Below are 13,758 nucleotides of genomic sequence, written 5' to 3' on the forward strand. Positions count from 1 at the left end.
TTGCCCGCGACTACCGATCAAGTTAGCATGACCTCATTACAGCAACGGCGGGAACAACCCGTCGAACCAAAATGGGGAACATGTCGATGAAAATTGCTCGCCTTGCCCTGATGGGTGGCCTCCTGGCAACTGCACTTTATACCGGCTCCGCCGCTGCCCGCGACCTGACGGTCGTTTCTTGGGGCGGTAACTACCAGGACGCTCAGCGTGAAATCTACTTCAAGCCCTTTTCTGAGAAGACCGGAAAGCCCTTGCTGGATGAATCTTGGGACGGTGGCTATGGCGTCGTTCAGGCGAAAGTAAAGGCAGGAGCGCCCAATTGGGATGTCGTGCAGGTAGAGGCCGAAGAGCTTGCCCTCGGCTGTGCGGATGGCCTTTATGAAAAGATTGATTGGGACAAGGTTGGAGGCAAGGACAAGTTCCTCGACAGCGCAGTCAATGATTGCGGTGTCGGTGCGATCGTGTGGTCGACAGCAATCGCCTATAACGCGGATAAGCTGAAAGAAGGCCCGCAATCCTGGGCCGACTTCTGGGATGTGAAAAAATTTCCGGGTAAGCGTTCTTTGCGTAAAGGCGCCAAGTACACGCTTGAATTCGCGCTCCTCGCTGATGGAGTCAGCAAGGATGAAGTCTATGATGTACTTTCAACCCCGGAAGGCGTGGATCGCGCGTTCAAAAAACTTGATGAGTTGAAGCCGAACATCGTCTGGTGGGAAGCGGGAGCGCAGCCGCTGCAATTACTGGCCTCGGATGAAGTGGTGATGGCATCGGCCTACAATGGACGTATCACAGGCATAAACAGGAGCGAAGGCAAGAACTTCAAGGTGGTCTGGCCAGGTAGCATTTATGCTGTCGACAGCTGGGTGATCCTGAAGGACTCAGAGAATAAGGACGCGGGGCTGGATTTCATTGCATTTGCCAGCGAGCCCGATAATCAAGTGAAACTGCCCAAATATGTCGCATATGGCCTGCCGAACAAGGAGGCTGCAAGCCAGGTGCCTGCTGAATTCGCCTCCGATCTTCCGACGGCTGAGGCCAATCTCAAAGATGCCCTCCCACTTAACGTCGATTTTTGGATCGATAATTCCGAAGAGTTGACGAAGCGTTTCAATGCCTGGTTGGCGCAATAATCCATAATCATAGCCCCGTCCGTGCAAATTTGGACGGGGTTTCCCTGTTTTCCGGAAGATGGAGTGATTCATTGACGGACTGCCGCATCCGCTTCGAGAATATCAGCAAATCCTACGGTGATTTCAAAGTTATAGATGGTTTGAACCTCGATATAGATCGAGGTGAATTCGTGAGCCTGCTTGGGCCTTCCGGTTCAGGCAAGACGACGCTTCTGATGATGCTCGCTGGGTTCGAAAGCCCAAGCAGTGGGACAATTCACGTCGACGGCAAAACAATCAATACCGTCCCTTCCTACAAGCGTAATATGGGAGTGGTTTTTCAGAATTATGCGCTTTTCCCCCACATGACGGTTGGCGAAAATGTCGCATTTCCACTGCAGATGCGTGGCCTTGCGAAGGCGGAGGTCGGCAAGCTGGTGGATAAGGTGCTCGATATGGTGCAGCTTTCCACTATGCATGAGCGTAAGCCATCGCAGCTCTCCGGTGGGCAGCAACAGCGTGTTGCACTCGCCCGTGCACTGGTTTTCGAACCGGGAGTGGTCTTGATGGATGAGCCGCTCGGAGCGCTCGACAAGCAGTTGCGCGAACAGATGCAACTCGACATCCGTGCGCTGCACAGCCGGTTGGGATTGACGATTGTTTTCGTCACCCATGACCAAAGCGAAGCCCTGACCATGTCGGACAGGATCGCTGTTTTCAACAGAGGCAAAATCGAACAGATAGGCACACCGCGCGCGATCTATGACGAGCCGCAGACGCGGTTTGTCGCCGAGTTCATAGGCGAAACCAATCTCGCTGAAGGAACAATCGAGCGGATGGAAGGTAGCAGTGCATTTATTCGTCTGAGCAATGGCGGCACGCTCACCGCGTCATCAAAGGGAACGCTGGCCATGGGACAGAAAGTTCTTTTGTCCATCCGGCCCGAGCGTATTGAGCTGGGCAGCGAGGGCAGTTCAGACAATCTTCTCAGAACGCGCGTGATTGACAGTGTCTATCAGGGAGATCATCTCCGTATTCAGCTTGATGCTCACGCTCATGATTTCATCGTTCGCCTTGACAGGAAAGCGCGCGAATGGACGCCTGGAACGGATGTCGTAGCGGGGTTCAACGCCGCTGATTGCTGGACTATCGCAACATGACGGTTCTACCCGGCAAAACTGTCCGAGCGATGTTCCTGATCGCGCCTTTATTTGTTTTCATAGCTTTATTTTTCCTGTGGCCTCTCGGAGTGATGATGAAACAGGCCGTGTCCGATACGGCGGTTTTGCGTGTTCTCCCTCAGACAGCCGAGGCTGTAAGCTTGTGGGACGGGCAATCGGGGCCGTCTCTGGATATGAAACAGGCTCTGGTGATGGATCTCAAATCCTCGACCGACCAGCAGGCCGTAGGTGACATGGTTCGCCGTCTGAACAGCGCTCAATCGGGCTTTCGAACGTTGATGAGTAAAACGCTTTCGGCCATAGAGAAGGGCGATCCTGTTCCCGACCTGGAAACGATCGACAAGCGATGGAGTCGCCCGGAATTCTGGCAGGCGATTGCAAATGCGCTTTCTCCAACAACTGATCGCAACCTGCTTGCGGCCGTGGATATGGAGCGCGATACGTCCGGTGAGATTGTTTCCATGGCGCCGGGTACATCGGCCAACCGGGCGATCATGCTACGCACATTCTGGATTGCTGCGTTGGTGACTCTGGCCTGTGCAATGATCGGTTATCCCTATGCTGTCTTGCTTACATCGTCTACGGGTTGGGTCAGAAATGTGCTTTTTGCTGCCGTTTTGCTGCCGTTGTGGACATCGTTGCTCGTGCGAACCGCTGCCTGGTTCATTCTCCTGCAGGACAAGGGACTTATCAACGACACGTTGATTTGGCTCGGCATTACGGATTCGCCTTTCCCGTTGATTTTCAACAGGGCAGGTGTGGTGATTGCCATGACGCATGTGCTTTTGCCGTTCATGGTGCTTCCGATCTATAGCGTGCTTGTATCGATCCCGAGCAATCTGATGCCGGCGGCTGCATCGCTCGGTGCACCACCGTGGAGAGCTTTTCTGCGTGTATTGCTGCCACTGAGTATGCGCGGCATCCTGTCCGGCATGCTGCTCGTGTTCATGAGCGCTATTGGCTATTATATCACCCCGGCATTGATTGGTGGACCGAGCGACCAGATGATAAGCTCGATCATCGCCTATTACGCGACCGGTTCAGCCAACTGGGGTATGGCTGGCGCACTCGGGCTCGTGTTGCTGGTTGCCTGTCTTATACTCTACGCTGTCTACGGGCGGCTTACTGCTGACGAACAGGGGAAGGCGTGAGCATGGGGCGCATCACGAAAATCCTGTTTGGTATCGCAGCGGTGGTCTTTTTGATTGCGCCTCTGCTCGCGATCCTTCCGCTTGCATTTACATCCAGCATATTCCTGACTTATCCGGTGCCCGGCTGGTCAGTGCGCTGGTTTGAAGAACTTGCTACGGCGGACGTCTGGCGGCGCGCAATCGTCAACAGCCTGATTATCGGTTCGGGAACGACGATCTTGGCGACTGTACTGGGAACCATGGCTGCACTCGGCTTGCGTAGCAGGATTTTGTTTTTTTCCGGCCCGGCTAAAACTCTGTTCCTGTTACCCATGGTCGTTCCCGCCGTCGTCATGGGGGTAGGGATGCAGTTGCTATTCGTGCGGCTTGGTATAGCGAATTCCTATCTTGGCGTGATCGTTGCTCATACCGTGATTTCGATACCCTTTGTTCTCGTGAGCGTTACCGGGGCGCTGGCTGGTATCGACAGGCGTGTCGAACTTGCAGCCGAGAGCCTGGGCGCATCACCCTTGACGGTGTTTCGAAAAATCACACTTCCGCTTGCCATGCCGGGCGTCGCTTCCGGTGCGGTGCTCGCTTTTGCTACTTCGCTGGACGAGGTTGTGCTGACACTGTTTGTTGCTGGTCCAAATCAGCGCACGTTGGCGCGTCAGATGTTTTCGACAATCCGAGAGAATATCAGCCCGGCTATAGCTGCCGCAGCATTTCTGTTTATCGCAGGCACAGTACTTTTAGGTCTCGCAGCCATGTTATTTCGCCGAAGACGCGTGAATGGGACTGTCTCCATCTGACGTGCGGTATCGGATTCTCAGTCGGTCCGATGGGATAGGCTTGCCTTGGCCTGTTTTATTCTGAGCCGTTCAGCGATCAATCCGTGTCGAAAGAATGATGGATGACATCGTTCGCTCGACGCCTTCCAGTGCGCCGATGCGATCCAGGACGGCGTCGAGCTCTTGTATGGACGGAGCTTCGACAACCACGATCATATCAAAATGCCCGCTGACGGAGTGAAGTGAGCGGACGGCCATCATGCCGCGCAGTGCTGTTTCGACTTTCGGGGCAAGTTTGGGCAGTGCCGTCACCAACACATGGGCGCGAACCAGATCGCGCTCGAATTCAGGTGCGATTCGCACCGTGTAACCTTCTATAACCCCGCGTTTTTCCAGTTTTTCGATCCGGCTTTGGACTGTGGTGCGGGAGACGCCGAGGCGCCTTGCTAGGTCCGCTGTCGAGGCGCGGGCATTTTCACGGAGGAGGGCGATGAGTGTAAGATCGGCTTCTGTCGTCATAATGCATATTGCATACGTTAATATGCGTAAACAAACAACGTCATATCGTCAGTTTGTATGCTTCTTTTTGCATGAAACTATGCGATTCTTGCATATCCGAATTGCATTCCAAGGGGAAACTCACATGAAAGAGATCGTTGTTGTCGGTGCAGGCAAAATCGGCGCTACCATTGCCGATCTTCTCGCTTCCACAGGCGAGTATGCCGTCACCGTTGTCGACCGTTCTCAGGAACAGCTCGATGCTCTGGAATCAGGTGCAGAAGTCAAGACGCAGGCGCTTGATATTGAAGATGCCAAGGCTCTTGAAGCCGCTCTTGCTGGCAAGTTCGCCGTACTCAGCGCCGCTCCATTTCATCTGACGACCCGTATCGCCGAAGCTGCAGCGAAGGCCGGCGTTCATTATCTCGACCTCACGGAAGATGTGGCAAGCACGCGCCGCGTCAAGGAGCTTGCGAAGGAAGCCAAGACGGCCTTCATTCCGCAGTGCGGACTCGCTCCCGGCTTCATCTCTATCGTTGCCTATGATCTGGCAAAGCGTTTTGACAAGCTCGACAGCGTTCGTATGCGCGTCGGTGCCCTGCCGCAATACCCTTCGAATGCTCTGAACTACAATCTGACCTGGAGCACCGATGGCGTTATCAATGAGTACATCGAGCCGTGCGAAGCCATCGTCAACGGTGAACTGACTGAAGTTCCTGCTCTCGAAGAGCGTGAAGAATTCTCGCTTGATGGCGTCACCTATGAAGCCTTCAACACCTCCGGCGGGCTGGGCACGCTTTGCGAAACGCTCGAAGGCAAGGTGCGTACGCTCAACTACCGCACCATCCGTTATCCGGGTCACGTTGCGCTGATGAAGGCGCTTCTCAATGATCTGGGCCTGCGCCATCGTCGTGAAGTACTCAAGGACATTTTCGAAAATGCCCTGCCAACGACCCTTCAGGATGTTGTTGTGATTTTCGTGACAGTTTCCGGCACCAAGAATGGCCGCCTGGTTCAGGAAACCTACGCGAACAAGGTTTATGCTGCTCAGGTTGGCAAGATCGTTCGCTCGGGTATCCAGATCACGACGGCTTCGGCTATTTGCGCTGTGCTCGACATGCTCGCCAAGGGCGACCTTCCGCAGCAGGGCTTTATCCGTCAGGAAGACATCACGCTCAACGCGTTTCTCGCAAACCGCTTTGGCAAGGCTTATGCACAGGAAGACCATTGCGCACGTATGGTTGCCTGATAGCTTCCGCCGCATGAATGCAGGGTCTGTTGCGCTTGTACGCAACAGACCCTTTTGCGTTTTGGTATTTGGAAAATCTGCCCTACCAAAGTCGCAGTTGAATCGGATCGGGTTTAAGCGCATTGCCCGGTCCAAACCGGCGGATGGATCTTTCCGCCCGCTTGATCTGTGTCTATCCGCGCATCGTATCCGAAACTGTTTCACCCGTTTCGGGGTGCGCTTTGAAGAAGTAGGAAAGTTATGTTGAAATCAGTTTTGCTGGCCGGTCTGGCCTCTGTCTTCCTCGCTTTGCCGGTTCAGGCAAAGGAATGGAAAGAAATCCGCATCGCCAGCGAAGGTGCTTATCCTCCATTCAACTATATGTCTCCAGACGGCAAGCTTGAAGGTTTCGATCTTGATATCGCGAACGCGCTTTGCGAAGCCATGGAAGCCAAATGCACGATCGTCGCCAATGATTGGGACGGTATGATCCCAGGTCTGCAGGCCAATAAATTCGATGCGGTTATTGCTTCGATGGCCATTACCGAGGAGCGTGAAAAGCAGGTCGCCTTCACTGAGCGCTATTACACGACCCCGCTTGCGGTTGTCGTACCGAAGGACACCGATATTACCTCGCTCGATCCATCGGCATTCGATGGAAAGACGGTCGGTGCGCAGGCTGGCACCACTCAGGGCAACTATGCCGACGACGTTTATGGCAAAGCGGGAGCAGATGTGAAGCTCTACCCGACTGCCGACGAAGCCAATGCCGATCTTGAAAGTGGCCGTCTGGACGCAATTGCCGCCGACAAATTCCTCGCTGCTGACTGGCTGAAGAAGCAAGGTGGAAACTGCTGCAAATTCCTCGGTGACATTCCTGGCTCCGAAACCAAGATCGCAGTTGCCCTGCGCAAGGGGGATGACGATCTGCGTGAACAGTTCAATGCCGCGATCAACAAGATCCGTGACAACGGTACCTACGAAACGATCCGCAAGAAGTATTTCGATTTCGACATCTATTGATGTGACAAAATTTGCGCCGGACGCCTTCAAATCCTGCTTGCAGTGGAAGGCGACCAGTGCTTCAGTCTTGGTGAGCGCATGAAAACGGGGCGCTGCCATTCGCAGGGGATACTCTGCCAATTACAACGATAACAAAGCAGTAAGGGGAATAGTTATGTTGAAAGCCATCCTATTTGCGAGCGTTGCATCTGTAATCGCGGCCTTGCCGGCGCAGGCCAAAGAATGGAAGGAAATCCGCATCGCAACCGAAGGAGCGTACCCGCCTTTCAACTTCGTGGCAGCCGATGGGTCTTTGCAAGGCCTTGATGTCGAAATAGCCAATGCTCTGTGCAAGGCGATGGAAGCGAAGTGCACCATTGTTGCTAATGATTGGGACGGGATGATTCCAGGTCTGAAAACGAACAAGTTCGATGCGGTCATCGCTTCGATGAGCATCACGGAAGAGCGCAAGAAGGAAGTCGCCTTCACCGACAAATATTACTCCACGCCGCTTTCGGTTGCCGTGCCAAAGGACAGCCCGATCACATCCTTGGATGCCGAACCCTTCAAGGGCAAATCAGTTGGTGCTCAAGGCTCGACGACACAGGGCAACTATGCGGAGGATGTCTACGGCAAGGCTGGTGCTGACGTTAAGCTTTATCCTACTGCCGACGAAGCCAATGCCGACCTGAAGAATGGGCGACTTGATGCGGTTGTTTCCGACAAGTTCCCGATCTCCGACTGGATTAAGGGCGACGGTGCGGATTGCTGCAAGCTCATTGGCGATATTCCTGGAACGCAGACCGATACCGGGATTGCGCTGCGTCAGGGCGATGACGATCTGCGTGAACAATTCAACGCTGCAATCAAGAAAATTCGCGAAGACGGGACCTATGCCACGATCGTGAAGAAATATTTCGACTTCGACATCTATTGATTGCTTGTAAAAGACACCGCACTTTGCTGTAAGCAACAACGCGCCGGCTACAATCGGCGCGTTTGTTTTTTGTTTTTGTGGATGCCGGAAATGCCCATTCAGCAGCAAGATGTCATCGTCCTGGGCGCGGGTATTATCGGCGTATCCACAGCGCTGCATCTGCAGGCGCGCGGCCGTTCGGTTTGCCTGATCGACAGAAGTGAGCCGGGCAATGGCACCAGCTTTGGCAATGCCGGTCTGATCGAGCGGTCGAGTGTAATTCCCTATTCCTTCCCGCAAGGCTTTTGGACGCTTGTGCGTTACAGCATGAACCGTCGCTCTGATGTTCGTTATAATCCATTCTACATACCGAAGATGGCTCGCTGGCTGTTTCAGTACTGGCGGGAATCTTCGCCGGAACGGTTGAAAATTGCTACGAATGCCATGCTGCCTTTGATCGAAGCGAGCGTTCGCGAGCATGATTCCTTGGTGGCTCAGTCGGGCAGTGAACGGTTGATCCGATCCCAAGGATGGATCGAAGTGTTCCGGTCATCTTCGGCGTTCGACGCGGCGGTGCGCCGTTTACCCGATTTGCAACGCTTCAAACTGTCCTATGATATTCTGGATGCAGCAGCATTGCGTCAGCGTGAGACATCACTCGGCGATGTGGCTGGCGGAATTCACTGGCTCGATCCGAAAACTGTTGTGAACCCGGGCGGTTTGGTCAAAGCCTATGCTGACTTGTTTACCGGGAATGGTGGTATCTTCGTTCACGGCGATGCTGCGAGCCTGGCGCCGAATGAGAACGGTTGGCAGGTGACAACGGAAGCGGGTGCTGTCCATGCGCGTGATGTTGTCGTCGCACTCGGTCCGCAATCAGGCCTCATCTTTAGAAAATTTGGGTATCCGATCCCACTCGGAATCAAACGTGGCCATCACCTTCATTTTTCTATGAAGGACGGTTCGCGGCTTGGTCATACGGTGGTGGATGAAGAAGCTGGCTATGTTCTCGCCCCTATGGTGCAAGGTGTACGTCTATCGACAGGCATCGAATTCGCTTCGCCCGACGCACCCGCCAATTATATACAGCTTAAGAAAGACGAGAAAATTGCGCGCCAGCTTGTGCCCCAACTGGGCGACGCTGCCGAAACGACGCCCTGGCTTGGGTTACGTCCTTGCCTGCCTGATATGCGCCCGGTCATTGGTGCCGCGCCAAGGCATAAGGGGTTGTGGTTCAATTTCGGCCATGCGCATCACGGCTTGACGCTTGGGCCTGCGACAGGGCGGTTGCTCGCCGAGATGCTTGTCGGGGAAGCGACCTTCGTTGACCCGAAGCCCTATTCGGCAGAGCGGTTTTTGTAGTTTTATCTAAAAATTTCGCGACAGACTTGTCAGTCACGGTAGGGCGGGGCTATCAATTGGTCCCACTTTCATATCGCGCAGTTGCGAACAATCGATCCGGAAAATTCTTGTGAAAATGAAGCCTTTGGGCCGTACCGGCCTCACTGTCACTGAAATTTGCCTAGGCACCATGACCTGGGGTGTACAGAATACCGAGTCCGACGCCCATGAGCAGCTCGACATCGCTTTCGATGCCGGTATCAACTTCATTGATACGGCCGAAGGGTATGCCATTCCCATGAGCCCGGAAAGCTATGGCAAGACCGAGGCTTATATTGGTAGCTGGCTCAGGAAGTCCGGGAAACGCGACAAGATCGTGTTGGCAAGCAAGATCGCTGGCGGCGGCAGGCAGAAGTGGATTCGAGATGGTGCCAAACCGAGCCGCGCCAGCGTGCGCGAAGCGGTTGAGAATAGTCTGAAACGGCTTCAGACGGACTATATCGATCTCTATCAGGTTCATTGGCCGATGCGTGCGCATTACCACTTCGGCCAAAGCTGGAGCTTCGATCCGTCCAATACGGATGGAGCCGCAGAAACCCAACAGATGCGTGACGTTCTGCTGGGGCTCGGAGACATGGTTCAGGACGGCAAGATCAGGCACATTGGTCTTTCCAATGAGACGGCCTGGGGAACTATGCAGTGGCTTCATCTGGCCGAGCAGGATGGCCTGCCACGGATAGCCTCGATCCAGAACGAATATAGTCTGTTGCAGCGTCAGTTCGATTTTGACATGGCAGAACTGGCACTCTGCGAAGATGTTGGATTGCTTGCATATTCGACGCTTGCAGCCGGTGTACTGACTGGGAAATATCTGGGAGGCAAAATGCCGGCTGGCTCACGTGCGGCCATTTCCGAAGGCGGTATCTGGAGGAACAATGTTCATTCCGAACCGGCAGTTCGCGCTTATATCGATGTTGCAAAAAAGCACGGTCTCGACATCGCCCAGATGGCGATTGCCTTTACGTTGACACGCCCGTTTATGACTTCGGCCATCATTGGCGCCACGACCGTCGACCAGTTGAAGACCGATATCGCGGCCCATCAGATCAAGCTGTCGGAAGATATCATGGCTGACATCGAGAAGGTCTACCGACAGTATCCGCGTCCTCTTTAAGCCAAGAAATGACGTTTAAAAGAAGCCCGCCAATGGCGGGCTTTTCTATCCGGCAAGATAGATTTCGTGTTTGACAATCCATTGTTCGATTGGCGTTTCGCTTGAGGAACTGACAATCACCATTCGGTCGAAGCGCAGATTGCGGCCGGTGAGTGACTTTGCCAGGCGAGCCATCTCCGCTTCTCGCGAAGCCTCATCGGCAACGCCATAGGCAAGCGAAACATGTGGGAGGAAAGTCGAGATATCTTTCTCTCCAGATATGCCCAGTGAATCCTGCTTCAGTGCCATCAGTGCAGGTGTTTTCTGCAATGCAGCGTAGAACGACCGGAAATAGGCCTCGGTTCCCGTCACGTCTTCAATCTGGACGTCGAGCGGCTTGCGACCGACCGCCAGGCTCAGCACAAGCGGCAGTAGTTCATCTGCTGAGCGTTTCATATCGGGCACGAGTGTCACATGTGGTTCAAATACCGGCGAAGCGAAGCGGCCGGCCAGTTCTGTGACGATAGATTCAAGGAATCGGAGGTCGTCGCGTGCAGGACGCAACCAGACGGAATGGAAACTCATTGATCTGGCATCCGCCGAATGCTGCGTTCGTTTTTAAGTGGCCTGACGCTGTTGCGCAGAATGAGCGGTAGTTCGAGCATAATTGTTCGAGGTGGCGCATTTGGTGTGGCCTGTCGCTCGTCCAACAGTCGGATGATTTCGGAAGAGAGGCGTTCAGCATTCTGATCGAATGTCGTCAGACGATAGGCTCCCCAGCGCGCTTCCGTGACATTATCGAAACCGATAACCGAAATATCCTCGGGAATGGAGAGGTTGAAGACGTCACGTGCGCAGTCCATCAGACCGAAAGCCATAAGGTCGTTCACACAGAACACGCCTTCGACGCGTTCTCGCTCGCCGAGCAGCAGGGAGGCTGCGCCGTAGCCACCGTCATAATCGGTCAGGTCGCCGCGTTGGACACTGACGCTCAATCCGAGGATCCTGCCCTTGGCAATAAAGGCTTCCTCACGTTCAACGAGATTGAAGCTGCCGACATTCGACGTTATGAGGCCGAGCTTTTTCATGCCTCGCGCCGCGAAAATTTCGACAGCAGTTTCGGCGGCAAGTCGATTGTTGAGATGAATATGATCGGCCCCCTCTTCGGTTCGCCCGACGAGGATCAAGGTCTGGCCGTTTCGTTGGGCAAGCTCGACAAATGAAGAGGAGGGCATGCCGGAAAGAACCACCGTCGCTTCGGCACGATAGCGCAGAAGGGTTTCATGGGCGGCGGAGAGGTTTTCCCCGTGCTGGCCGGTCGGAATTAAAACCGGCACGCTGCCGCGTGCTGCAAGTCGACGGGAAAGCGCTGCAATCTGGCGTGAACGAAAAGGGCTATCCGGGTCTGCGGCAATCATTCCGACGATACGGCTGCGATTTGCGAGAAGACCGCGCGCCAGGTCGTTGACCTGATAGCCGAGTTTTTCAGCGGCTTTTAGCACCTTTTCGCGTGTTGCGGGTGACACGCTGGCGCCGGGTGTAAAGGTGCGAGACACGGCGGAACGAGACACGCCTGCCTCAAGCGCAACTTCATGCGCGCTGATGAACCGTGGTTGGTTATCCGCACCGTCCTGTTCGTGCTGCGTTTCTTTATCTGGCATTTTATCGCCCTACTTTTGAAAGGACATCGGCTCTGAGGAAGCGCTCGACCACAAACATGAAGGCAATTGATGGTACCAGCAATATCAATGCGCTGATTGACGCGATTTGATAATTGCCGCCGGAGCTCGCTGTATAGAGCAGCAAGGGCAGGGTGGATATATCCGGAGCGCCAACGAAGTAAGTGCCGGTAAATTCGTCGAGTGATTCAAGAAAGACAAAGATCGCGCTTGCAAGTAGACCAGGTGCGGCGATCGGCAGGGTGATGTTGAAGAAAGTCTTGAGAGCTGAAGCGCCCATTGAACGGGCCGCTTCTTCAAGCTCGCGATCAATAGCCGAGAACGCCGCCGTGGCGATCCATACAGCATAGACCAGACCATGGGTGACATGCACCAGAACGACGCCAGTGATAGTGCCGTTCAGGCCAAACGAATAGAACATTTGTGCGATGTTCACGTAAACGGGCAGGTTTGGAAAAGCCTGCGGTATCAGGAGCGTCAACAGGATCAGGCCACGAAACGGCAGTTTCAATCGTGCGAGGGCATAACCGGCGGGGATGGCAAGGCCGAGCGAGACGACCACGGTCAGGCCTGCAATAACGACGCTTGTTGCAAGTGATGAGAGCGCATTGCCACGGGAGGAAAACACATTTGCCCAGAACGAAAATCCATACTGAAGCGGCAGTGTGTGCGGAAAATACCAGCGCTCAGCCACGGCCCACAGAAGCAGGTTGGCAAGCGGCCCGAAAATCGCAAAGGCGAGCAGGCCAAGCAGGATGCCACGCGGTATCCAGCGCCAATCAATGATATTGCTCATTGGCCGTGTTCCTTTATGGTCTGGCGGAGGTAAATCCAGGCGACGAGACTGGTCATGAGCAGAGAAATCGTACCCAGCGCGTTTGCGACGCCATAATCACCATAGGCGTTGATGCGGAATGCCATGTTTGCGGTAATCATCGTCGGTGATTGGGCGTTGATCATTAACGGCACGGACAAAACGGACATCATGGTGACAAAGCTCAGTATCAGTCCAACGAGCAAAGTCTGGCGGACTTGGGGGAGAACGATCTCGAGGAGGATGCGCAGCCGCCCTGCACCCAGATTGCGGGCGGATTCAATAGTGCTGCGATCAATGGACGCCATGGCACCAGCCAGTAGCAGCGTGACAAAAGGCGTCTGTTTCCAGACGAATGCGATCACGATCCCCCGCCAGTCTAGAAAGCTCATGGCCTGTAGGGGCGTTAGAAACCCTGTTTCGATGAGCAGGCTGTTCATCAATCCGTTCTTGGCAAGGAACGTGCGAAGTATCTGGCCAACGACGATGAAGGGGATGAAAAGTGGCCACCGATAAAGCCAGCGCAAAACAGTAACAGCGCGCTGGTTGGAGCCGAGTATCAGATAACCGCCGATAGCTATAGAAATTAACGCGATCAGCAGCGACGACAGCGTGACGATAACAAAAGTGAAGATGATGTCGCTGGAATAAAGTTCGAATGCTTTGGTGAAGTTGCCGGTTCCCCATTGACCGGACACATAGAAAGCTCCGGTGATCGCTCCGAAAAGCGGCACGATGAACAGCAACAGGACGATCGCAAGTGCGGGCGCGACAAGAAGAATACCCGTCAGTCGATGCGACATTCGAAACCTCATGAAATATGGGAGTGCCGGACACGCTCGTGGTGCTTTGATTACGTATCCGGCATCGACTTCGAAGTGCTCTGGCTGGAAACAATTTTGCTGAAGCACTTCGA

Annotated in this window: 14 protein-coding genes; 9 read left to right on the forward strand and 5 right to left on the reverse strand. The window is 54.3% G+C overall.

Features of this window, described 5'->3' with window-relative positions:
- The first annotated feature begins 86 nt into the window (after positions 1–86).
- From CQZ93_RS19465 to CQZ93_RS19480, 4 genes are all read left to right on the forward strand, one after another.
- Complete coding sequence (locus CQZ93_RS19465; protein ID WP_105544218.1) at positions 87–1,130, forward strand: ABC transporter substrate-binding protein; 1,044 nt, start codon at positions 87–89, stop codon at positions 1,128–1,130.
- A 71-nt stretch (positions 1,131–1,201) separates the two neighbouring features.
- Entirely contained in the window at positions 1,202–2,269 is a 1,068-nt protein-coding gene (locus CQZ93_RS19470) for an ABC transporter ATP-binding protein (protein WP_105544219.1), read from the forward strand.
- Positions 2,266–3,441: an ABC transporter permease gene (locus CQZ93_RS19475; protein WP_105545225.1), complete on the forward strand. Its 1,176-nt coding sequence runs from the start codon at positions 2,266–2,268 to the stop codon at positions 3,439–3,441. Before CQZ93_RS19470 ends, CQZ93_RS19475 begins: the two co-directional genes overlap by 4 nt.
- A 2-nt stretch (positions 3,442–3,443) precedes the next feature.
- Positions 3,444–4,232, forward strand: coding sequence for an ABC transporter permease (locus tag CQZ93_RS19480; RefSeq protein WP_105544220.1), 789 nt, complete (start codon positions 3,444–3,446; stop codon positions 4,230–4,232).
- A gap of 69 nt (positions 4,233–4,301) precedes the next feature.
- Here the strand turns inward: CQZ93_RS19480 and CQZ93_RS19485 are convergent, their stop codons facing one another.
- Positions 4,302–4,730 (reverse strand): Lrp/AsnC family transcriptional regulator, encoded by a 429-nt coding sequence (locus CQZ93_RS19485; RefSeq protein ID WP_061347140.1) that lies wholly within the window; start codon positions 4,728–4,730, stop codon positions 4,302–4,304.
- Between the two features lie 124 nt (positions 4,731–4,854).
- Here CQZ93_RS19485 and CQZ93_RS19490 point away from each other — a divergent pair, with 124 nt between their 5' ends.
- The 5 genes from CQZ93_RS19490 to CQZ93_RS19510 all read left to right on the forward strand — a co-directional run bounded on the left by CQZ93_RS19490 (position 4,855) and on the right by CQZ93_RS19510 (position 10,370).
- Positions 4,855–5,958, forward strand: a complete 1,104-nt coding sequence (locus CQZ93_RS19490; RefSeq protein ID WP_105544221.1) for a saccharopine dehydrogenase family protein — start codon at positions 4,855–4,857, stop codon at positions 5,956–5,958.
- Positions 5,959–6,198: 240 nt separating this feature from the next.
- Positions 6,199–6,960 (forward strand): ABC transporter substrate-binding protein, encoded by a 762-nt coding sequence (locus CQZ93_RS19495; protein WP_105544222.1) that lies wholly within the window; start codon positions 6,199–6,201, stop codon positions 6,958–6,960.
- A 154-nt stretch (positions 6,961–7,114) separates the two neighbouring features.
- Positions 7,115–7,876 (forward strand): ABC transporter substrate-binding protein, encoded by a 762-nt coding sequence (locus CQZ93_RS19500; protein WP_105544223.1) that lies wholly within the window; start codon positions 7,115–7,117, stop codon positions 7,874–7,876.
- A 90-nt stretch (positions 7,877–7,966) separates the two neighbouring features.
- Positions 7,967–9,217 (forward strand): NAD(P)/FAD-dependent oxidoreductase, encoded by a 1,251-nt coding sequence (locus CQZ93_RS19505; protein WP_105544224.1) that lies wholly within the window; start codon positions 7,967–7,969, stop codon positions 9,215–9,217.
- A gap of 115 nt (positions 9,218–9,332) precedes the next feature.
- On the forward strand, positions 9,333–10,370 hold the full coding sequence (locus CQZ93_RS19510; RefSeq protein ID WP_105544225.1) for an aldo/keto reductase: 1,038 nt from the start codon (positions 9,333–9,335) through the stop codon (positions 10,368–10,370).
- A 45-nt stretch (positions 10,371–10,415) separates the two neighbouring features.
- On the opposite strand, the gene CQZ93_RS19515 is transcribed toward CQZ93_RS19510, so the two are convergent.
- Genes CQZ93_RS19515 through CQZ93_RS19530 form a run of 4 tightly spaced genes read right to left on the reverse strand, consistent with a single transcriptional unit; the run spans position 10,416 to position 13,645 of the window.
- On the reverse strand, positions 10,416–10,934 hold the full coding sequence (locus CQZ93_RS19515; RefSeq protein WP_105544226.1) for a haloacid dehalogenase: 519 nt from the start codon (positions 10,932–10,934) through the stop codon (positions 10,416–10,418).
- Positions 10,931–12,010: a LacI family DNA-binding transcriptional regulator gene (locus tag CQZ93_RS19520; protein WP_105544227.1), complete on the reverse strand. Its 1,080-nt coding sequence runs from the start codon at positions 12,008–12,010 to the stop codon at positions 10,931–10,933. The genes CQZ93_RS19515 and CQZ93_RS19520 overlap by 4 nt, the downstream gene beginning before the upstream one ends.
- 1 nt (position 12,011) lies before the next feature.
- On the reverse strand, positions 12,012–12,824 hold the full coding sequence (locus tag CQZ93_RS19525) for an ABC transporter permease (protein WP_105544228.1): 813 nt from the start codon (positions 12,822–12,824) through the stop codon (positions 12,012–12,014).
- On the reverse strand, positions 12,821–13,645 hold the full coding sequence (locus tag CQZ93_RS19530) for an ABC transporter permease (RefSeq protein ID WP_105544229.1): 825 nt from the start codon (positions 13,643–13,645) through the stop codon (positions 12,821–12,823). The genes CQZ93_RS19525 and CQZ93_RS19530 overlap by 4 nt, the downstream gene beginning before the upstream one ends.
- Between the last annotated feature and the right edge of the window lie 113 nt (positions 13,646–13,758).

The sequence above is a fragment of the Ochrobactrum vermis genome (genome assembly GCF_002975205.1).
In the GTDB taxonomy this organism is placed as follows: Bacteria; Pseudomonadota; Alphaproteobacteria; order Rhizobiales; family Rhizobiaceae; genus Brucella; species Brucella vermis.